The sequence below is a fragment of the Nocardia sp. NPDC047648 genome, assembly GCF_040642815.1.
Lineage (GTDB): Bacteria > Actinomycetota > Actinomycetes > Mycobacteriales > Mycobacteriaceae > Nocardia > Nocardia gamkensis.
Genome location: NZ_JBEYSX010000005.1, coordinates 277,563 through 298,485, shown reverse-complemented (window position 1 = coordinate 298,485; position 20,923 = coordinate 277,563). Strand labels below are relative to the sequence as shown.

Genomic DNA, 20,923 nt, shown 5'->3' with positions numbered 1-20,923 from the left:
GATGCGCGCTCGCTGCGGCGGACATCGGCTGCCGGCCCGCGTGCGTCCTCAGGTCGGGCTGATCGGCAGTCCGGGGCAGAGTTCGATGTAGGGCTGGTTCGGTATGCGCACCCGGTCACTCCAACTCCGAACGCTCATATTGAAAGTGAGCTTGGCGCACAGCTTCTCGGGATCGCCTTCGTAGGCAGGCCATACTCGCACCATCGTGTCCCAACTTCCGGAGGCGACCAGCGTCCCGTCCGGGCTGAACGCCACGCTGGCTATGTCGCTGGTATGGCCGATCATCGGATTGCCGAGCAGTTGTCCGGACTCGGTGTCCCACAACCGCACCGTCCTGTCGCGGCTGCCGGAGACGATTCGCTTACCGTCTGGGCTGAAGGCCACGCTCTTCACGATGTCGTTGTGGCCGATCGTCGGTTGGCCGAGCGGTTGTGCGGACTCGATATCCCACGACCGCACCATCCCGTCGTGGCCACCGGTGGCGAACCGCTTCCCGTCGGGACTGAATGCCATGCTGCCCACAGGGGCGCTGCCGCTGCCCGGCAGTTCTTCGATCTCGCGCCCGGATTCGACATCCCATAACCGCACGGTTCCGCCCCAGTCGGTCGCGACTCGCGTGCCGTCCGAACTGAAGACCGCATTCGCCGTGCCGACCTCGTCTTCGATCGGCAGTTCCCGAATCCTCCTGCCGGACTCGGCATCCCAGAACAGCAACTTCTTGTCGGAAGCGGAGATGACGCGTTTACCGTCCGGAGTGAAAACTGCGTTCGGCACGGCGTTGTCGATGCCGGTGAGCGGTTCCCCGATCGGCCGCCCCGCGTCGACATCCCACAATCGCATCGTCTTGTCGAAACTGACCGAGACGATTTTCCTGCCGTCGGGACTGAAGACCACGCGTTCGACGGCACCGGTATGGCCGATCAGCGGCTCTCCCAGCGATTGCCCGGATTCGATATCCCACAGCCGTACTGTCCCGTCGGAGCTGCCCGAGGCGATACGTCTACCATCCGGACTGAAGGCCACACTCTTCACCATGTCGCTGTGGCCGGTCATCGGCTGCCCGATCAGATACCACGCCCCGACGTCCCATATCCGGACCGTTTTATCGAGGCTGCCGGAAACGATTCGCCTGCCATCCGGGCTGAACGCGATATTCATGACGCCTCCGGTGTGGCCGAGCAGAGGCTCCCCGATCAATCGCCCTGTCCCGACATCCCACAAACGCATGATCCCGCCGTAATCACCGGTTACAACCCACCGCCCATCAGGACTGAACGCCAGACTCGACACATAGTCGGCATGACCGCTCAGCGGTCGCCCGATCGATCGGCTCGACTCGACATCCCACAAACGCGCCGTCCCATCGGAGCCCCCAGAAACGACGCGACGCCCATCCGGACTGAATGCCACGCTCTGCACGATGTCGGTGTGGCCGGTCATCGGCTGCCCGATCGGGAGGCGGGACTCGGCGTCCCACAGCCGCACGGTCCTGTCGAGACTGCCGGAGACCACCCGATGCCCGTCCGGGCTGAACATCACGCTGGCTACCGCGTTGGTGTGGCCGGTCATCGGCTGCCCGATCGGCCGGCCGGACTCGGCGTCCCACAACCGCACGGCGCCGTCCTGATCGCCGGTGACGACTCGCCGCCCGTCCGGGCTGACAGCCACATCGCCCAATATGCCGATATCGACATTCAGCGGCTGCCCGGCCGGTTGTCCGGATTCGACATCCCACAATCGCATCGGCCCGCCCAACTGGCCGGTGACGGCCCGGCGCCCGTCGGGGCTGAGCCGTTTGAATTGAACCACGAGGGGACGTGTGAGGATCTGCCGCGGCTCCCCGACCAGTTCACCGGAACGGGCATCCCACGACCGCAATCGTAAATCGAGATCGCCTGTGACCACCCGGCGCCCATCAGGACTGAACACCACATCCCAGACTTCCGACCCGGTGTCGACGATTTTGGCCGTCTGTCGCCGCTCATAGAGCGCACCGACGATAGCGCCCGCTGTCTCGGGGCTCGGTGCCAGGGCGTGTGCCGCGAGAATTTGTTGAACAGCTCGAATATCGCCACCGGACCGGCTCTGCTCGAACATGGCCTGCGCTTCCGCGATCAACTGTCGCCCGACCGCCTCGCGGGCGCGCGCCTCGGCCCGGGTGCTCGCGGCCTCCGCCCGTTTACTCTCGGTATCGGCTTGCCAGAACCCCGCTCCGGCCAATCCCGCCACCACGATGGCGACGACCAGCAACGCCGCCAGCGCTCGAGCCCGGCGCCGCAATGCCGTGAGGCGATCTTGTTGCCGACGGCGCGACGCGAGAAGAAATTCACGGGCGGGCTGGAGGCGTCGCTGATACTCCGTTTTGGCCGAGAGCGTTTCGGCTTCGGCCAGCCGGGTCCCTTCCAGCAGCCAGGACTGGTCACGACCGTTGCGCTTCCAGCCTTCGAGAGCACGTTCGAGGCGGTCGGCGGCCTTGAGGTCATCGGCCTGCGCACGGAGCCATCCGGCCAACGAATCCCACTGCCGCAGTAAACTTTCCAGTGCAACCTCGACGACTACCTCGCCGTCGCGGCGGTCCTTGACCAGCAACCGTTTGTCCACGAACCCCTCGATCAGCTCGTGCGCCTCCTCGGGGAGTTCGTCCCAGCGAGCGATGCGACGCATCGGCTGATCGTTGTCGGGATCTATGGTCGCCAACGCGGGGATGAACGCCGAGCGCAACACCTCCAACTGCCGCTGTCGTATCCGCGGGTCGGTGGACAGCAGCGATTCGACCTCGGTGTGGACGACCCGGTCGATACCGCCCATCGCGTTGTAATTCTCGACAGTCAGCGTTCCGCTCGCGGCATAGTCGTCGTAGAGTCGCGACAGCGTCAGTGCCAGCAGCGGCAGGGTGTCGGCGCCGTGATCACCGTCGGCCAGGAGCCGATCCACCAAGTCCGGTTCGACGCGCAGTGCCGCACTGTCGTCGGCACGAGCCGCCGGCCCGGTGATGACCTCCTTGAACTGGGTCCGCGGCAACGGCTCGAGCGCGTCGAAGACGAATCGCGGCACCGTCTTCATCTGCACGGCATTCTGTAGCTGCTCATAGCGATCGGTACGGATGGTGACCGCCGCCTTCATCGACACGTGCGGTGTGCCCACCTCGTCCGGTACGGCGAGCAGCGTGCCCAGTAGCGTCAAGAATTGCTCGCCCTGCGCCCCGGCGTCGGCGACGAACAGCTCTTCGGCTTGATCGACGGGTAGCAACAACGTCGGCAGGGGTGTATCGACGTCGTCGGACGGCCACCTGTCTCGCGCCGCATGCTGCATCTGGACGAGCCACTCACGTGCGCGATCGACATCGGGCAACGCGGATTTGATCTCCCCGAGTGTCGGAGTGGTCAACCCGAGACGAGTTCGGGTGGCGTAGATGACCGCGGCCAGGCCGTGAGCACCGGTGAGCGCTCGACGTTCCGGCCGCATGATGTCCAGTACGAGAAAGTGCCGATCCTCCCGAGCCAGCCGCGGCAACAATCCCGCGCGCAGAAACGACGATTTCCCCGTCCCCGACGCTCCCAGCACCACGAACATCGACTCGGCGCCGATCGACCGCATCCGCCGCAGATGTTCCAGACCCGCCATGACCTGCACCTCGCGTCCGAAGTACACGGCGGCGTCCACGGCATCGAAGGGGCGCCAGCCCCGGTATGGCGACCGGTCCGGCTCGCCGGCGGGCGGCCACGGAAAGTTTTCGGCACCGATCCCTGCGTCGCCCAGGCCGTCCAACAATCGGCGCAAGCCTTCGGTGCGCATTCGCACCGGCTCGAGTTGCCCATCGACCGGGATCTCGGTGACCGGACCGTCGCCGAACAGGTCGCACCGTTGCCATTCACGGGTCGGATCCGGATCGGTGAACGGTTCCAGCCGGGCGCAGTAGATCCGCTTGCCGAGATTCACCGCCGTCAGGTACTCGGCAACGCATTCGGTCGAGGTGTGCCAATCCCGCGAGGTCAAGCAGATCACCGCTTCGCAGCGTGCCAATCCCCTGCGGAGGGCATCTCGCCAACGGACACCCTGAGCGATCCCGGATTGCTCGTCGAGATCCAAAAAGATGTTGCCCGCCAACGCGGGGCGTTGCTCGACCAGCCATCGCAACAGCGCGACAGCCTGCACACTGTTCCGACTCGAATGACTCAGGAACAGCCGCGTCATCACGCCCCCCTTGATGGACAGACCATCTCGCGCTGGTCAACGTTACCGCACGCCGAATCGGAGCACCTTCCGCGCCGAAGGTACCGATGTCACGCAATCGGCTCCCCGGCAGGGGGTTTCGTCGTCGATTGATAATATTCGAGCCGCTGTCGGGTCACTGGATCGGCGGCGGGAATGGGGCGTTGATGGAGGTGGAGGACGTCCACTACTCATACGGCAGACGGTCGGTGCTGCGTGGCATCGACATTGTGTTGCCTGCGGGGACGCTGGTGGGCATCGTCGGGGAGAACGGGGCCGGTAAGTCGACGCTGTTGAAGGTTTTGTCCGGAGGGCTGCGACCGGACCGGGGGATGGTCCGGCACCGTGGGCGGTTCGGTTACTGCCCTCAGCAGGTAATCCTGAACGACGCCTTCACGGTGCGTCAGCACCTGAACTTCTTCGCCGCGGCCTATGCGATCCCGGACCTGCGACGCGCCGAGGAGACCATGGAGATCTTGCGTTTCTCCGAGTATGCCGGTGAGCGGGTCGGGACGCTCAGCGGCGGCACGCGGCAAAAGCTCAATTTGACGCTCGCGGTGATGCATGATCCGCAGGTCTTGCTGCTGGATGAGCCGTATCAGGGTTTCGACTGGGAGACGTATCTGCGTTTCTGGGATCTGGTCGCGGAGTTCCGTGACACCGGACGGTCGGTTCTGGTTGTCTCGCATCTGGCTCACGACACCGGCAAGCTCGATAAGGTGTGGCGGTTGCGCGACGGCGTCTTACGAGACGGACAGGAGCAGGCCGAATGAATGATGGTGTGCGGCTGTTCGTGATCGCCACGCGCTTCGCTCTCATCGAGCATGCTCGCAACCGGTTCGCCATGCTGTTGGTGGCCGTCTTCCTCCCCATATTGATCACCGTGGTCCGCGTGGCCGTCACGGACATCGAGGTGCCGTTCCGGCTTCGAGACACCGGTCTGGTTCTGCGCGCCAACGGTAATGAACTCGCTCAGGTCAGCGGCGCCCTGATGGCGGTCTCGCTGATCATAGGTTTCATGATGTTCGCGGCCACTTTCAGCAGTGGCGCATTCGACCGGCGTCTGTCGATGGCCGGGTACCCCCGAGCGGCGCTGGGTTCGGCGAAGATCGCCTGCCTGGTGGTGGCCTCGGTGGTGGTTTGCGGGTACGCCACCGCGGTCATTTGCTGCTACTGGTCGCCGCGGCAGCCAGTCCTGCTCGCTGCGGCGCTTTTCGGCTCGGCGATGACTTATGGGGCGTTGGGTGTGGCCCTCGGCGCACTGCTGCGCCGCGAGGTGGAGGGGATGTTCGCCATCGCGATGATCAGCTGTTTCGATATGGCCGTGCAGAACCCCATCGCCAGTGCTGGGGCCGACAGCGAGTTCGTGCGCTGGCTGCCCTCTTATGGGGCAATGCAGGCTTCGACCACGGCCGGTTTCTCCGACGCCACGCCGATGACGGGTTTCGCCGTGCAACTGGCCTGGTTCATCGCGAGCGCCCTCGTCGGACTGATCGCTTTCCATCGGCGCACCCGCTCCTCTCTTCGACCCACGATGTGGATGCGCATCCCCGGCCCGATGGGGTCCGGGCAATCTGCGAAGCACTGAGGAGGCGTCCCGCGCGACCACACGGTGGAGGCGCGGGACATCACTCTGTTCGGCCGGGTGCGGGGCTTACGACGCGGTAGGCGCCGGTTCGGCGGCCGGGAGGTAGACCTCGCGGCGCAATCGTTCGAGATCCGGCGCTGTGGTAGCGGAGGTGTGCGTGTACCGATCGCTCTCACGCCCCCAGAGCCCCACGCTCGTGATGTTCACATACATCTCCGCGTATTCCTTCCCCTGACCCGATAGGCCGGGAAGAACACGCAGGAGCGCGGGGACGTAGTGGATCACCGCCTCGAGCTGAGCGCGCTGATCCGCTACTTGGCGCCGCACCTGGTCCACGGCTTCGTCGCGAGTGCAGCCGGTTTCGTGATGGACCGCCCGCACCAGGTTGTAGGGAACTCGGTCTGCCTCGTCCTGATCCAGTCCCACCAGGTCGTTCTCCACGAAGGTGACCCAGAAGGCGAGTTCCTCGAGACGGCGGATGACGGGGTGTTCGCGCAGCGACGGCGGTAGTTCCCGGTCGTGGTACACCTCCATGCAGGCGATGGCGGTTTCGATCCCACTGGTCGACATCCGCATCGGCAGGTAGTCGGCCGTGGAAGGGATGTAGCCACTGATGCGATGGTGCGCTTCGCGTTCGGCGGCTTCGAACCACTCCTCGATGCCGTCGAGGAACCGCTTCTGCCAGCGGATGGTCCGGCCCTCGCGCAGCCGCGGCCATATGCTCGCCCACGCCGTCGGAATCGCGCCGGGCCGCCACGGTTTCTCCGGGTCCTGGCGCAGCGTTGCCACCATGCCACGTCGCAACGCGGTCACGGCTTCCGGGTCCGTCAGCTGCGGATCCTCGAAAAGGTCATCCCATGCGAGGACCAGCACGGCCATCGCGTAGGCGGTCTGTTCACGGACCGCATTCGCTGCTGGGGCCAACGTGTGCGCAGGGATCCGGATCGCCCCTGTCCACCGGTGGTAGTCCGCCTCGGCGGAGGAGACGGCAAGGCCGGTGTCCACCAGCCAGTTCCGCAACCATCGCGCGAGTTGCGGCGAAAGCCCATTGCCATGAGTTCGAGGTGGCTGCGTCGACCGCTGGGGGACCGAGGGACCGGAAGCTCGCCGGTCGAGGATGGACCGGGCGTAGCCGGTTAGCGCGCGGCGAGCGCGCGGGTCGACGGGCAGAGTGGCGAGCTGACCGGCGGCCCGGTCCATGAACTCGTCGGCCACCGCCTGTGCTTCGTCCACGGCGCCGCAGGCGATGACGAGCTCGCGGGCACGCGCAGCTTGCTCGAGCGTCATTCTGCTCTGCAACAGGCGAGCAAGACTTCGGTCGCGGGCGGCCGCGCGGATCACGGGCAGTGTGTAAATGCCCGCGGACAGGTCCGCGTTGACGGGCTTGCCCATTTCCTCGGCGGTGGAGGTCAGATCGAGGATGTCGTCATACAGCTGGTAGGCCAGCCCGAAGTACCGGCCGAACTGGGCCGCCGCCTCGTGCTGATCGTCGGGCCGGCCGGCCTGCATCGCGCCCACCCGGCATGCCAGCGAGAGCACCGCCGCCGTCTTGCCGTCGATCGCGTCCAGGTAGGACTGCTCGCTGCGGGAGGCCACGTAGAGGTCGGCGGCCTCGATCACCATGCCCGCGCACATCTGCTCACCGGCGATTGCCCCCGCGAGGACCTCGCGCCGACCGAGTTCGGCCAGCATGCGCACACTCGTGAGCATGACGGAGTCCCCACCCAGCACAGCCATATGCGAACCCCACACCACATTGGCACTGGGACGGCCTCGACGCTCGTATGCGTGATCGATGACGTCGTCGTGGTAGAGCGAGCCCAGATGCAGCAGCTCGACGGCAGCGGCGGCCCGCACCACCCGGTCGTCGGCCGGGGCCGCGGGATCGGTGAGCAGGTAGTACGACAACAGGGTCAACGTGGGGCGGACCAGGCGGCGAGAGGTGTCCGGCCCTTCGTCTGTGAGCGCGGCCAGTTCAGGCCTACCCTCCAGCCGAACGGGTCCGAGTACGTCACGGACACGGTCCAGGTCCGCGTCCAGATGGGGGAAGACAGCCGAATCAATTTCACGTGGCACGCGGGCACTCCTGACTGGTTGCATCGGTCATCCAGAACACCGCCGATCAATGGCAATTCGACACCACTCGACGCGAAAGATGTTGGGATCGGCCAAAATTGATGCCTGCTCCGCAGTCGCGGTACGGCTCGGCCGGACATCGGCAGTGTGCGCGCGACCGCCTCGATGCCGCCAGCGCCGCGGCGGACCGTGCCGCTCGATGGCCGGAGCTCACCGGCACCTGCCCGAATCCACTCGATCGAAGACTCCGTCGATGGCGAATCGTTCTGCCGCGGTGCGGGTCTGATCAGCGGGGATGCAGGGTGATCCGGGCGTTGTCGGCGGGGCTGAGGCCGGTGTGATAGCGACGTGGGGGTTCGACGGGACCGGTGGCCGCGCCGATGCGACGATGCTCGAGGATGGTGCGGAACAGGATGCGCGCTTCGGTCAAGGCGAATTGGGCGCCCAGACAGCGATGCGCGCCGGCGCCGAAGGTCAGCCAGGTGCGGCCGTTCGGTGGCTCGTCGAGGAAACGTTCAGGGCGGAAGACCATCGGGTCCGAATAATGCCGTGGCGATTCGTGAATGAGGAGAATCGGGACTATGACGATGGCCCCCTTGGGGACGTGGACGCCGTTGACCACGGTGTCGCGCAGCGCGCGCCGACCGGTGAACGGAGACACCGGGCGGATTCGCATCGTTTCGGCGACCACGGCGTCGAGGTATGTGTCGAGCCGGGCGCGGTCGCCCGCGTCGACCGCCGTGTCGAGCTCGGCCATGGCTGCCGGGTGGGCGGCCAGCATGGCGGCAATCCAGCCGAGCGTGATCGCGGTGGTCTCGTAGGCGCCCAGCAGGATGCCACGCATATTGCGGGCCAACGCGGCGTCGTCGTGCTGATCCAGTTCGGTGCCGACATACCGCGAGAGCACATCTTTCCGGCCGTTCCCGTCACCGGGTGTGGACCGGCGCGCGACGATTTCCTCGATGATGAGGGCGTCGACCTCGGACTGTCGGCGGCTGAGCGGCGGGTAGGGCAACGTGTAGCCACCGATCAGTGGAGTGAGCAAGGTGACGGCGAGAAAACCGCGACTTTCGATTTCCCCGAACCACCGGATGACCGCCTGCTTCAGCCGGTCCCTGCGGGGCGGAGCCACGTCGCCGAAGACGACGCCGAGCAGCACGCCGATGGCCAAATCGTAGCCGACCTTCAGAAACTCGAACGGTTCACCAACAGGCCAGCTCGGCAGTTCGCGCTGGACCACCTCCACCATGAGATCCTCGTAGGACCGGAGTGCCTTGCTCTGGAACGGCGGCGCGAACAGTTGACGTTCGCGGCGATGTTCGTCACCGTCGAGGAAGATCAACGTCTGCTTGCCGAACATCATGTCGTGGCTGGAGAAGCGGCTCAGCACCTGCCCGACCGAGAAGTCGTCGTGGTTGGCGAACAGTCCTCGCACATCGTCCATGTCGTAGGTGACCAGCATGGTCGGAAATCCCGGCGGCGAGACGACGAACCGTTCGCCGAATTCCAGCAAGGGGGATCGGTGCGTACCGGGGCGCATCAGTCCACCGATTTGCGCGAGGTGGCGGGTGCGTAGCCGAGGGAGTTCACGCAGAGATATCGGGGCATGCGACATGTAGCCATCCTCAACCCCTTGCTCGGCGACTCGCAAACCTGAAATCCCCCCAGTGGCAATAGATACCGCTGACCCCGCGCGGCGGCACCTTCCTTACGCCGCGAAGCCCAGACCGAGCGCGACCGCGACCGGAATCAGGTACAACATCGGAAACGCCACGGTCTTGTACGAGCGGGCCCGCAGCACGGTGATCACCGCGCCTGCGAAGTACAGGATCAGGCCGACGGCCGCGGCGACTCCGATCGCGGGAACGAAGAGGCCGGCGATCAACCCGAGCGCTCCAGCCGCCTTGGCCGAACCCAGTGGCGTCCACCACGATTGCGGCACGCCGTATTCCACCAGCGGGTCCACGACGAACGCGGCCCGGCGCAGCAGCGAGACCGCCGAGAAGCCGACCCAGGCGGCAGCGACGATGGTGACGACGATGTAGGCAGTGTTCATGGGAATCTTCTCGGTTTCTCTTCGGTAAGTCCTGGTCCGGATGGGTTCGCCTGGATGACGACGCAGCGCGCCGGGGTGTGACATCCGGCAGCGCTCGTCGGAGGTCTCCGATCGCGGTGTCGGTCGCGCGTAGCCGAACAGCACACGCCGCTCCTCGAGACCGAACCCGGTTCGGCGATTGTCCGGTGGCCGCCGATTCGGTCGCGTGTTCGGGTGTGGCGACGTGGTGGTAGCCGAGCGCGCCGCCAGTCGGTGGCGGAAACGGCGCAGTCGGTGCAGATCGGCTCGTACGACTCCGGCTCAGTAAGGGCCGATGGCGAAGAAAACCGCATTCGGTCTGCGGAATTCGAACGGCAGTTCGTCATCCGACCAGTCCTGCTCGATGCCCCCATCGAGCTGTCCGACGCCCTCACCCACGATTACACGCCATGTCAGCGGCTGCAGTTTTGCGATCACCCGACAGGGAAGACTTCCGGGCACCCGGGTCCGGTGGACTTCGTAACGCACGGCCGTCGGATCACCGAAATTTCGCCGTTCGCTGCGGACCTCTTCCCTCGGCTGCCCGCCGCCGCGGCGGTTGACTCTGACATCGTGTGAGCCTGCAGACTCACTGGCGTGACCGACCCCTCGAAGCTGATGTCCATCGGCCGCTTTTCCTCGTTGAGCAGGATCAGCGTGCGGATGCTGCGGCACTACGACTCGAGCGGTGTGCTGACTCCCGCCGTGGTCGATGCCAGCGGATATCGCCGGTATTCGCCGGAGCAGCTGGATGATGCCGCCCGGATTCGGCAGCTGCGTGACGTCGGGTTCGGCGTGTCCGCCATCGGAGCCCTGCTCGCCGTGTTCGGCACTCCCGCGTATGCCGATGCGCTGCGATTGCAGCGCCGGACACTCGTGGACGAGGCCGCCTCGGCCAGGCATCGGCTGGCCCTCATCGAGCGCATGCTCGACCGTAACGAACTGGAGAACGTCTTGTCCGACATCGAGGTCGAATTGATCGACATCCCCGCGCAGACGCTGGTGACGCTGCGAGGGACAGTGGAAAACTATGCCGCCGAGGGGGAACTATGGGAGCGATTCGTGCCCGAGCTCCAGCGGCAGAACATCGCGATCACCGGTGCGGGCGGTTGCATAGAACACGATGGGGAATTCCGGGAGACCGATGTCGACGAATCGGTGTTCGTGGAGACCGCCGCAGGTGTCGAAGCCCGAAGCCCGCTCGTGGCGCTGCACTTCCCGGTTCGCCGCGCGGTGTGCGCGACAGTGACCGGACCGTTCGCCGAGATGATCCCGCAAGCACACGATCGAATCGCGGCCTTCATCAATGACAACGGTCTGCGGATCGCTCGTATCGACGACGACGTCTCGACCCACCACTTCAACATCTATCGCAACGACCCCAGCCAGGTGCCCGAGTCGGAGGCGATGATCTCGGTGACCGTCCCGGTCCGGTGAGCACATCCTCGCCTCACCGCCGTTGGTCGACTGTGGCGGCACGGGTGGCTCGGCGGGTGCGACAGTGCCGGTGACCGGCGGTGTCCGCGGACTGGTCGACGCGGTGGCGTAGAAAGCGCCTTCCCGCTGTTCGGTCGGCGCACGGGGCATGCGTGTGGATGCGGTAAGGCGGGGGTGCTGGGTCGGGCGGTGGTGCCACCCATTGGCCGCGGCAGCCGAACAAAAGACGGCCCACCTCATCAGGGCCTCGGGATATTGCCCTACGGGCTAGGCGTGTACTCAGACGTGGGCACCGAGTTGGCGGCGGCGCCACCGGAGGATGTGGGTGGGCGCATACCATGCGATTGCGTCGAGCGCGGGGAAGGGCGCTCGATCGGGGATATGAGGGAACCGCGCAGCGCAGCCCGGAAAAGCGAGAAACCCGCGCCGTAGCGCGGGTTTCCGGTCTGTCAGCTCTCAGATGGCGCGGACGCTCTGAGCCTGCGGGCCCTTCTGGCCCTGCCCGATCTCGAACTCGACACGCTGCCCCTCATCGAGGGACTTGAATCCGGAGCCGGAAATCTCGGAGTAGTGAACGAAAACGTCGGGACCGCCACCGTCTTGCGCGATGAACCCGAAGCCCTTTTCGCCGTTAAACCACTTCACACTGCCTTGCGTCATGTACTTTGTATTACTTCCTGTAGTAAGCCGAGCGATCACTTCGACAGCCCGTGCTCGTCATCAAGCATGCCACACCCCCGGCTCCCCATCACCACGACCACGGCCTTACACGCCAACACCCCGGGCCGGACACCGCTCCAGGTCGGCCCACACCGGCACCTCGACCGACCGCCGAGCATGCCGTGCCGTGCGATCACTGGAGACGGAACTCGCGCTCAGCTCAGTGTGAACGTCGCCGTACCCGAGATCTGTTCCATCTCCCTGTTGTTCGAGTCCAGCGCGACGATTCGAGCCTCCACCCGGCCGACGCCCGGCGCCGTGCCGAAACCGACGATCACGCCGTCCACTGTGTCTTGGACGACACCGTTCACGACGCGGTGCTGCTGGCCGTCCGCGTACCCGGTATCGAGGTTCTTGAAGCGCACAGCGACCTTCCAGTCCGAGCAGCCCTCCCCGGTCTGGGTGATGTTCACCCGCACGCCGAATGTGCCGGCCTTCTCCTGCTGCACGGTGGCCGCGTCGATGATCGCGGAGCAGCTGGTCGGCACCAGGCGCGTCAGGGTCGGTGTGAACGGAAAGCCCGGGTCATGCGGTATGGCGGTAGACGGCGCTGCGAACCCGGCCATCCCGGCGGCGGTCACCGCTGCGACGACACCTGCGCGAGCCAAAACCCGTTGCGGCTGCTTGTAATTCAGAGACATGCCCGGTTTGTCGGGTCACCGGCAGCCGGTGTTACCGCAGTCGTCGCGTTAGTAGAATCACTGTAACGCGGGACCGAAATCCGTTCCGACTCGCGATATCTCAGCTCCATCGCTTATCCGACGGGGGAACGCGGTGGACCGGCGAGCGGTGGAGACACGCGCGGCTCGCGCGCGATCGCCGGGTGTCCATGAACCGAACGATTCTCGACACCCTTGTTCGCTTGGTCGGTGGGGGCTGGTCAGCGGCGTGTCCGGAAGGCCCGGAAGGTGCCGATGACGAAGCCGGTCGCGGCGGTGAGGATGGTGGCGCTGGCGTTGCCGACGACCACGAGAACGATCACCGTGGCCACGATCAGGGCGAAGGCCGCCAGTTCGATCGTGCCCAGCCGCCGCGCCGGTCCAGGCTCGTCGGGGTGTGCGACTTCCGGGAGGTTGGTGAGACGCGAGACCATGAGGGTCGGGCTCCTGTCGTGTGGTTCCTGCCCCGGGGACTCCCATCCTGCTGTACAGGTTCGGGTGCGAGTCCTGCTGGGGGCGTCCCGGTTTCGAAGGGGTCGCACACTCCGCCGGCGCGCTGATCTGCGGCGGCATCCTGGTCGCTCTGCTGAGCACGCGTGATCCCGAATATTTCCCCGAGAACGTGCCGCTGGGGCGCACCACCATAGCGATTGTCGTCGCTGCCGCGGCGGGCGTGGCGATCGGCTTCGACTCCACGCTATGGCCGGCCGGGATCTTCGCCGCGGTGCTGATCCTTCCGATCACCTGGCTATTGCTGGCCGACCTCGGCCCAGCCGACCTTCGTAACCTGAGGGCCCTACCTGGCCTGCTCGTCGGCCACGGTATCGCCGTCTTCTACGTGTTCGCCCCCGCAGAACAACAGCCCCGCCCCGGCACGGGCATTCTCGTGGTGCTGGTCGCGGTCAACCTCGCGCTGGTCACACTGCTGGGCCGCATACTGGCCCTGCGCCCAGCACCCGAGAACACCGCCAACCTCCCCACAGTGCCCGGCCCGGACTCCCTCACCCGGTAGCGAGACGAGATTTATTTGTCCCTGCGCCCCTGGTTACAAAGGCGCTAGGCACGTGTGGCCGGAGGCCGGAATGGTCACAGGCGCGTCCGACCGTGGTCAATGGCACCCGGCTGTGACCGTCGGCGGCAGCGACGCCCTCGGAGCTGTGCCGCAGCCGATCGGACCTTCGAAGAATGCGGTGGTTACTTCTTCCTCAGTCCATCCAGGGCCTGCTGGGCTTGGTTTCTGGCGATCGTGCCGAGCTCATCGAGGTTTACCGAGGGCTCGCCGTGCTGGCGCAGGATGGGGATTCGTACTCGCACCGAGACGTTGCTGTCCTGCACGCCGACGACGTAGTCCATTCCAGTGGTGTAGCTGGAATCCGATACCGCGGTGTGCCAGTAACCCTGGGCGCCGATTCCGGTGACCTCGCCGGAACCCGCCCCGGACCCGGCAGTGGTGTCCTGGCGTTTCCAGTCGTCATAAGCGGGTGCGGTTCCGGCCGTTGTGAACTCGACACGGAGGTCGATGGCCGCTTGATTCCAGTGGACACCGTCGCTGGCGAGGCTCTTGTAGCTGAATTGGCATGACAGGCGGCCGGTGTCATAAGCGCTCGGCGGGGTTTCGTGATGATAGGGCGGCTGGTCCGGTGTGGACGACCACTTGTGCAGTGGGGCAGGGTCGACCAGATCGCACGCATCGGCGATTCCGTTCATCGAATAGATTCCCGGCTCCGGTTCCGGACGCGGAGTAGTCGTGGCGGTAGATGTAGTCGGCGGCGCTCCGGCGGGCGCCTCGACAGCGGCGGACCGACTGCCACTGTCGCCGTCGGCGATGATGATGCCGATCACCACACCGGCGCCCAGCGCCGCCACCAACGCCACGACACCGGCGGCGATCAGGCCTGGCTTACGATGACCGGCAGGCGAGGACGGGCCCTGCGGAACCGGCGGCTGATATCCCTGACCAGGTCGGCTGTAGTCGATGTCGGGCCGTGTCCAGTCGCCGCTCGACAAATGTGGTTGCCGCGCAGTGATATCGGAGTCGTCCGGAACGGGGTGGCCGGGTGTGTGCCGCGGGTCTGTCATCTCTCGCAGCCCTTCGATTCCTCGACGTACTCCCCGTCGAGACTCCTCGACTCAGCGCAGATCGTACTTCGCCGGTGGCCGTGTAGTCACCCGACCGTCCTCATCGGCCCGTTCGATTCGATGGTTGCTAGTTCTGTCGCAGTCCGGCCAGCACCTTGCGGGCTTGGGATCTGGCGGCCGAATCGAGTTCGTCCCTGTCCACCACCGGGGATTCCTTCTCGCGCGAGAGGTCGATCTCCACCCGCACCGCGACACCGCCGTCCCATACGCACATCACGAATTCGGCGTCCACGATGCCACCGAAGTTGTCGGCTTCGAACTGCCAGTAACCTTGGGTGCCGATGCCGGTGAACTCCCCGGATGTCACCACCGATCCGTCATCGGCGAGGTCGGCGGCGCTGCGTTTCCAATGGTCGTACGTTCGCGAAGCCGAGCCGTCCATGACATCAGCCCGGACCCTGACCGCCGCGGTGTTCATCGGAAAGGTGTCGTCGGTGGAATTGCCATAGTTGATCCGGCAATTCAGGATGCCGAAGTTGCCGGACGACGCAGTTTCCTCATGTTCGGGATCGCCGAGCGGCGCGGAGGCCCACCTGGTCAATGGGGTGCGATCGACAAGGTCGCATGCATTGGTGATCGCCTTCATCGAATAGGTCGCCGGTCCCGGCGGCGCGGTGGCCGAGGAACCGGCGGGAACGGTATCGCTGTCTCGATCACGCACGACGACGCCGATCACCACCCCGATCGCCAGCACCATCGCTCCCAGCCCGGCAACACCGGCAACAACCAACCCCGGCTTGCGGCGACCGGCCTGCTGCGTCGGATACGCCTGTGGCAAAGATTGTTGCGGCGGCCACTGCCCCCACCCGGCGTGCTGGTGCCCGACGACCGGCTGACCGGAGGGCGAAGCCGCCATGTGGGAGTAGACGCCCGAATCCGGAACCGGCCGACCATCTGGCGGCGAATCCGGTTGCCGCGCAATGAAATCGGGGTCGCCCGCCCGCACGTGATCACCCGAATCGTACGGAGCACCAGTCATTCCCGTAGCCCCTCCGGTCCTGGACGAACCCCGCCACGTCGTCGAGTCGGCCCTGATCATAACTGTTCGATCGAAACCGGTCGAACACGCTACCGCTCCTACGAGCAGGCCACCACCGCCCCGAACGGCAACGGCGTGTATTCAGCCCGGCCCAAGGCGGGGCGGAACACGTCGGTCTCGACAACCTGCCCTACGCCAGCGAGTTCGGTCGTCCCGACGATCCGTCATTTCGTGAGTCCGAGTAGTGCGGCGGTCAGGCCGTAGTCGGGACCGAAGTCCTGCATGTTCCCGGTGCGGCAACCGTCGGCTTTCATCTGCATGCGCTCGCAGAACAGGCTGACGATTTCACCGTTGAGGGCGGTGGGAATGATGAAATGGACTCGCGCTCGCTGGTTCTCGCGGTCGACGAGGTTGTCGATGTTCTGGAACACCAATGGCGCGAGGTCGGCGACTTCGGTGAGGCCGGAGGCGTTGTCGCGAAGCTGGCGGGTCACGGTCGTGAGTCCGGTCAAGGTGCCCGCGAGCTGGTCCTGGTACTGCCCGAGGGTGCCGGAGGTGTTGGCGAGAAAGGTGGTGAGCTGGTCGAGTGTGGCCTGTAGACCGGGGGATTGCTCGGCGAGCAGGCCGGACATCTGGGTCATCCGGTCGCTGAAATCGCGAACCGATCGATCGTTCTCGGCGAGCATAGTGGTGAGCTCGTTGAGCCTGATGATGATGTTCGCCACCGCGTCCTTGTTGTCGACGCCGACTTTCAGTGCGTCCGACAGCGCTTGGAGGGTGTCGCGGATCTTCGCTCCGTTGCCGTCGAGCATGGGAGAGAGCACGCGGCCCGACATCGGACCGAGGCCTTCGGTGCCGTCCTGCGGCTTCAGCGCGGCTGCGAACTTATCGATGGTCTTGATCATCGTGTCGAGCTCGACCGGGGTCTTGGTCTGTGACTTCGGCAGGTGGGCGCCGTCGGCGAGGGTCTCGCCCTGGGTGTAGACGGGGGTGAGCTCGATGTGGCGATCGGTGACGATAGAAGGCGAGATTATCGCGGCCACCGCATTTTTCGGGATCTTCACGCCGGATTCGATCGTCAGATGCACCTCGACGAGCGTGCCCTTCGGCGTGATCCTCTCCACCTTGCCGACCTCGAGCCCGAGCACTGTGACGGGGTTGCCTTCGTAGATACCGGCGATGTTGTCGAAGTCAGCGGTGATGTGCGTTGGATCCCGCAACGCTTCGTTCGCCGAATTCGGCAGCAGGGCGCAGCTGCCCACCGCGAGCGCTGCTGCGCTGATGACGAAAGCTTTGACCGGGCTGAATGTGGTCGCCGGACGGAATCTCAGCACGGGCATGCCTCGCTGTCTTGCCTGCCGCTCCATCGTGTGCCGGATGAAGATGCTCGGGTTGTCGGATATGGAAAACGGGGTAGTCCTGCGACTTTCCGCTGCGGTGTCTGCGATTGCGGACAGTGCTGGAGCGTGGGTTGGCGGCACACCCACGGTGATCACCAATACGGCGTGCATCCAAGGGAGCTTGCTTCCGGCTGCTCGGATTGGAGACCGCTTGCCCGTTCTCGACGCCGAGGATACATATCGGAAACGGTGTTGCTAATATGGCGGCGCGGATCTGCCGATGCGCGACCGAGGGTGTCCGCCGAACATCGCCCACGGAGCGGGCCGGGGTCTGCGGGATTCGTCGGCGACGGATTCGTTCGATCCCCGCCGTGGCTGTCAGGCGATGAGGCCCTGAACCTTCTTCAGCGACTTGTCCAGTGCGCCGACCAGGGAGTTCTTGAATACCCCGCCCATGGGGCCGTCGATCATGCCGCCGTCGATACTCGCTGTCACGTCGACTGCGGTGGTCTCGGCTTCGTCTCGCAGGCTGATGGCCAGTGCCAGTTTGACGCCTGCCCTGGTGGTCCCGCCCATGCTGATCGAGCGCGGCGCGTCGACGTGCTCGAAAGTCCAATCGATGGTCACCGGCATATTCATGACGCTGGCACCCGCCGTAGCGGTAGCGCCGCTGGCGATCTCGGTGGGGATGCCACTCTTCCACGACTTGTGAATCACCAGCCACTCGCCCCAGCGGGACAGGTCGCCCATGACCTTCCAGATCTCCTCTGGACGCGCCTTGTAGGTGGCGCTGGCCTGAACGGTGCGCATGCATTCTCCTGTTCTCGAAACATCTCGCGGCCCCGCTCGCGACAGGGCTGCCGTTTCCTCGGCAAGCTAATTCGGATACAACGTATCCGAATTATGCCGCTTCGCCAAGGCCGGCGGAAGGTCGCGGAGCCGCCCGCACTCCGCAGTGAGGAGTCGCAACCCGGCTCGAAGAGGGACGGGGAGCTGATGTCGGGGCGCATGCGGGGTATAGCGGCCACCGCGAGCCCGCCGCGTCGCCGCGAGGGCGAATGCTGTCCAGGCGATTGACCGCGATGCTAATATCGGAGACACTGTTACCATTATGAGTGGACGAGTTGCTGCCGATGGGGAGACCGACCCGGCCTCCATCGTTCGTGACACGAGCGGCGGCGGGGGTCCGAGTGTGACGCTGCCGCGGGGCGCGGATCGGTTGAGCGCGCGGGCACACGGCGTCATGCGGACCCGTGCGGCACTGATGCAGTCCGGACGGTTGGCCCTGGGTAGTGGCCTGGCCGGGAGACTCGGCATCGCCGATCTGACACGGGACGCCGGTATCGCGACCGGATCGTTTTACAACCACTTCGGTAGCAAAGACGAATTGTTCGACGCCGTCATCGCCGAGGTTATCGAGGACCTTGTGCGAATCCTCGACACAGCTGCCGCGGGCATCGACGATCCAACCGGCATCGTCCGGGCGCACTTGCGTGCGCTCGGCGAGGTCGGCATCGGACATCCTGATATCGCCGCGATTGTGCTCACGGTGCGATACCGAATCCTGGAAGACCCTGCGATCAGCTCGCGCCTGTCGGCGGGAATCCACGCCGGCGTGTCGACGGGATGCTTCCGGACGCACGACCTCGGCGCCGCTCTCGATCTGGTGGGTGGAGTCGTCCTGGCCATTCTGCGAACATCGCAGCGTGATCCGGCGGCGGTGACGGCGGCGTGGATCGAGAGCCTCACCGATCAGGTGCTGGTGGCACTGGGGCACCGTTGAAGCGCTGGTCCTGCAAACGTCGCGTCCCGAGCGACGAGGTGGACCTCGAGCTTGTGCGCCTCTAAAATAGAGGCATGAATGAAAGCTTGGTTCTTCCCAGCTGGCGGAGTGGCGACATGAAGCGGGTAACGAGTCTGTTGCGCACGGACTCGACGTTCTCCAGCCCAGTCGCCGACTACCGCGGACGCGCGGATGTGGCGCACATGCTGGGGTTGATCGCGACAGTTCTGGAAGGAGTGGAACAGACCGGTAGGTGGGGTGGCGAGCGGGATCGCTTGTTCGCGTTCACCGCTCGAGTGGACGGCCACGAGCTGCAGGGCATATTGCGAGAAGAGTTCGCCATAGAGGGTGGGCTCGAACACGTGACGCTGTTATTGCGGCCCTATCGCGTGCTGCGCACCGCGATCGCGAAAATGGCACAGCAGCTGAAGGTTTCGCCGCTGACCGGGCAATCGGCATAGTGGTGGAGGCCAAGGCTCCGCGCCCGGGGCGTCCGGTTCGAGGGTCGACGTCCGGGCGCCCGATCATGGCCCTGTTCGACCTGATCGGGCGGCGGTGGGTGTTGCGGATCATTTGGGAACTCGATCGAGCCGATCATCCTCCGACCTTCCGGGAGCTGCGCACGGCGTGCGGCGACATCTCGTCGAGTGTGCTCACCCGGCGGCTGCACGAGCTCGTCGAAGCACGCATCGTCGAACACGTCACCGGTTACGCGCTGACACCGCTCGGCCGCGGGCTCGTCCGCCATCTCGAACCGGTCACCGAGTGGGCGGAAACCTGGGCAGAGCAGATCCATTGATACCGCCGTACCGCATGGAAACTTCAACCGCGGCGTACCCGGGGACTGCATGGCTCGTGCTTGCGCACTCCTTCGCGGTTTGAGCGTGAGTGAGTTCATAGAGCACGCGCCACATTCGCAAGTAGGTTCTGGAATATGGATAACGACGGCCCCAGCCGGACAGCGCTCATCACCGCGTATGCCCGCGCCTATCATCAGATCGCCGACCGACCACAGATCTTCACCGACCCCTTGGCGGCCCGTCTGCTCGGCGTCACCGCAGAGGACCTGGCCGAATTCAGCACGCCCACAACCGGTCACCTCGGTGACCGGGTCAGCGAGCGGCCCCGCCGACTGTTTTTCGCCGCACGCGCGCGCTTCGCCGAGGACGCCGTGGCCACGGCCATCGCCGCTGGGGTGCGGCAGGTCGTGATCCTCGGCGCAGGCCTGGACACCTTCGCCTATCGCAATCCGCTCCCGGACGTGCGCGTCTTCGAGGTCGACCACCCGGCCACCCAAGCGTGGAAACGCGAACGCCTCATTGCCGCCGGAATCGACCTCCCTGAGACGTTGACCTTCGTGCCGGTCGATTTCGAAACCGACACGCTGGCAGCAGGATTGGAATCCGCGGGTTTCAAACGGACGGACCCGGCCGTATTCGTGTGGCTCGGCGTCGTCTTCTATCTGACTCCGAACGCCGCCCACGCCACTCTCGAATACATCGCTGGTCAAGCCCAGCCGGTCGAGGTGGTCTTCGACTACCTGCGGCCCGCCGACAGCGACGAGGACCGTGCGCACCAGCAGGCCCGTGCCGATCGGCTGGCCGGCGTCGGCGAACCCGTCTTCAGCTATTTCACGCCCGACGACATCGCCGCACAGCTGCGCGCCCTCGGCTTCACCGACCTCGAAGACCACTCCGCCCCCGACCTCCTCACCCGCTACCTCGACGGATCCGAAGAATTCGGAGGCGAACCGCCCAGCGCACTACGCGCGATCCGCATACTGCGCGCGAGCCGCTGAGCATTGCCCGCCACGTCGGCCGGCACTACATCTGTCGCGACGGCCAGCATCTCCGTGAACTGCACAACTCAGAGAAATGCGGGGACCGACGTGGGCGGAGCCCTAACAAATGGCGTCA

At 65.5% G+C, this 20,923-nt stretch carries 20 protein-coding genes; 8 read left to right on the top strand and 12 right to left on the bottom strand.

Going from position 1 to position 20,923, the window contains the following annotated elements:
• Nucleotides 1-48: 48 nt before the first annotated feature.
• Nucleotides 49-4,194, bottom strand: coding sequence for a TIR domain-containing protein (locus ABZ803_RS14105; protein WP_357036964.1), 4,146 nt, complete (start codon nucleotides 4,192-4,194; stop codon nucleotides 49-51).
• A gap of 185 nt (nucleotides 4,195-4,379) precedes the next feature.
• Here ABZ803_RS14105 and ABZ803_RS14100 point away from each other — a divergent pair, with 185 nt between their 5' ends.
• Nucleotides 4,380-4,985 (top strand): ABC transporter ATP-binding protein, encoded by a 606-nt coding sequence (locus ABZ803_RS14100; RefSeq protein ID WP_357036961.1) that lies wholly within the window; start codon nucleotides 4,380-4,382, stop codon nucleotides 4,983-4,985.
• Between the two features lie 8 nt (nucleotides 4,986-4,993).
• On the top strand, nucleotides 4,994-5,800 hold the full coding sequence (locus ABZ803_RS14095; protein WP_357036958.1) for a hypothetical protein: 807 nt from the start codon (nucleotides 4,994-4,996) through the stop codon (nucleotides 5,798-5,800).
• A 66-nt stretch (nucleotides 5,801-5,866) separates the two neighbouring features.
• Here ABZ803_RS14095 and ABZ803_RS14090 read toward each other — a convergent pair whose 3' ends face one another.
• The 4 genes from ABZ803_RS14090 to ABZ803_RS14075 all read right to left on the bottom strand — a co-directional run bounded on the left by ABZ803_RS14090 (nucleotide 5,867) and on the right by ABZ803_RS14075 (nucleotide 10,439).
• Nucleotides 5,867-7,876, bottom strand: a complete 2,010-nt coding sequence (locus ABZ803_RS14090; protein WP_357036955.1) for a polyprenyl synthetase family protein — start codon at nucleotides 7,874-7,876, stop codon at nucleotides 5,867-5,869.
• Between the two features lie 286 nt (nucleotides 7,877-8,162).
• The gene (locus ABZ803_RS14085) at nucleotides 8,163-9,491 is read right to left on the bottom strand and encodes a cytochrome P450 (RefSeq protein WP_357036952.1); all 1,329 of its coding nucleotides are present in this window, start codon (nucleotides 9,489-9,491) and stop codon (nucleotides 8,163-8,165) included.
• 93 nt (nucleotides 9,492-9,584) lie between these two features.
• Nucleotides 9,585-9,932, bottom strand: a complete 348-nt coding sequence (locus tag ABZ803_RS14080; RefSeq protein WP_357036949.1) for a DoxX family protein — start codon at nucleotides 9,930-9,932, stop codon at nucleotides 9,585-9,587.
• A 300-nt stretch (nucleotides 9,933-10,232) separates the two neighbouring features.
• On the bottom strand, nucleotides 10,233-10,439 hold the full coding sequence (locus ABZ803_RS14075; RefSeq protein ID WP_357036946.1) for a hypothetical protein: 207 nt from the start codon (nucleotides 10,437-10,439) through the stop codon (nucleotides 10,233-10,235).
• A 108-nt stretch (nucleotides 10,440-10,547) separates the two neighbouring features.
• Between ABZ803_RS14075 and ABZ803_RS14070 the strand changes: the two genes are divergently transcribed.
• A complete protein-coding gene (locus ABZ803_RS14070) occupies nucleotides 10,548-11,387 on the top strand; it encodes a MerR family transcriptional regulator (RefSeq protein WP_357036943.1) in 840 nt (279 codons plus the stop codon).
• A gap of 456 nt (nucleotides 11,388-11,843) precedes the next feature.
• Here ABZ803_RS14070 and ABZ803_RS14065 read toward each other — a convergent pair whose 3' ends face one another.
• From ABZ803_RS14065 to ABZ803_RS14055, 3 genes are all read right to left on the bottom strand, one after another.
• Nucleotides 11,844-12,047: a cold-shock protein gene (locus ABZ803_RS14065; RefSeq protein ID WP_040871014.1), complete on the bottom strand. Its 204-nt coding sequence runs from the start codon at nucleotides 12,045-12,047 to the stop codon at nucleotides 11,844-11,846.
• 215 nt (nucleotides 12,048-12,262) lie between these two features.
• Nucleotides 12,263-12,748: a hypothetical protein gene (locus tag ABZ803_RS14060; RefSeq protein ID WP_357036939.1), complete on the bottom strand. Its 486-nt coding sequence runs from the start codon at nucleotides 12,746-12,748 to the stop codon at nucleotides 12,263-12,265.
• A gap of 239 nt (nucleotides 12,749-12,987) precedes the next feature.
• Nucleotides 12,988-13,200 (bottom strand): hypothetical protein, encoded by a 213-nt coding sequence (locus tag ABZ803_RS14055; RefSeq protein ID WP_357036936.1) that lies wholly within the window; start codon nucleotides 13,198-13,200, stop codon nucleotides 12,988-12,990.
• Nucleotides 13,201-13,220: 20 nt separating this feature from the next.
• Between ABZ803_RS14055 and ABZ803_RS14050 the strand changes: the two genes are divergently transcribed.
• Entirely contained in the window at nucleotides 13,221-13,778 is a 558-nt protein-coding gene (locus ABZ803_RS14050) for a hypothetical protein (RefSeq protein WP_357036933.1), read from the top strand.
• A gap of 182 nt (nucleotides 13,779-13,960) precedes the next feature.
• On the opposite strand, the gene ABZ803_RS14045 is transcribed toward ABZ803_RS14050, so the two are convergent.
• The 4 genes from ABZ803_RS14045 to ABZ803_RS14030 form a co-directional block, all read right to left on the bottom strand.
• Nucleotides 13,961-14,632: a hypothetical protein gene (locus ABZ803_RS14045; RefSeq protein ID WP_357036930.1), complete on the bottom strand. Its 672-nt coding sequence runs from the start codon at nucleotides 14,630-14,632 to the stop codon at nucleotides 13,961-13,963.
• Between the two features lie 340 nt (nucleotides 14,633-14,972).
• Nucleotides 14,973-15,761 (bottom strand): hypothetical protein, encoded by a 789-nt coding sequence (locus ABZ803_RS14040; protein WP_357036927.1) that lies wholly within the window; start codon nucleotides 15,759-15,761, stop codon nucleotides 14,973-14,975.
• A gap of 347 nt (nucleotides 15,762-16,108) precedes the next feature.
• Nucleotides 16,109-17,224, bottom strand: a complete 1,116-nt coding sequence (locus ABZ803_RS14035; protein ID WP_357036924.1) for an MlaD family protein — start codon at nucleotides 17,222-17,224, stop codon at nucleotides 16,109-16,111.
• Nucleotides 17,225-17,602: 378 nt separating this feature from the next.
• The gene (locus ABZ803_RS14030; RefSeq protein ID WP_357036921.1) at nucleotides 17,603-18,034 is read right to left on the bottom strand and encodes an SRPBCC family protein; all 432 of its coding nucleotides are present in this window, start codon (nucleotides 18,032-18,034) and stop codon (nucleotides 17,603-17,605) included.
• Nucleotides 18,035-18,335: 301 nt separating this feature from the next.
• Here ABZ803_RS14030 and ABZ803_RS14025 point away from each other — a divergent pair, with 301 nt between their 5' ends.
• The 4 genes from ABZ803_RS14025 to ABZ803_RS14010 all read left to right on the top strand — a co-directional run bounded on the left by ABZ803_RS14025 (nucleotide 18,336) and on the right by ABZ803_RS14010 (nucleotide 20,805).
• Nucleotides 18,336-19,007, top strand: coding sequence for a TetR/AcrR family transcriptional regulator (locus ABZ803_RS14025; RefSeq protein ID WP_357036918.1), 672 nt, complete (start codon nucleotides 18,336-18,338; stop codon nucleotides 19,005-19,007).
• Between the two features lie 74 nt (nucleotides 19,008-19,081).
• Entirely contained in the window at nucleotides 19,082-19,468 is a 387-nt protein-coding gene (locus tag ABZ803_RS14020; RefSeq protein WP_357036915.1) for a hypothetical protein, read from the top strand.
• A gap of 65 nt (nucleotides 19,469-19,533) precedes the next feature.
• Entirely contained in the window at nucleotides 19,534-19,806 is a 273-nt protein-coding gene (locus ABZ803_RS14015) for a helix-turn-helix domain-containing protein (RefSeq protein ID WP_357036912.1), read from the top strand.
• A 135-nt stretch (nucleotides 19,807-19,941) separates the two neighbouring features.
• The gene (locus ABZ803_RS14010; protein WP_357036909.1) at nucleotides 19,942-20,805 is read left to right on the top strand and encodes a class I SAM-dependent methyltransferase; all 864 of its coding nucleotides are present in this window, start codon (nucleotides 19,942-19,944) and stop codon (nucleotides 20,803-20,805) included.
• Nucleotides 20,806-20,923: the final 118 nt, after the last annotated feature.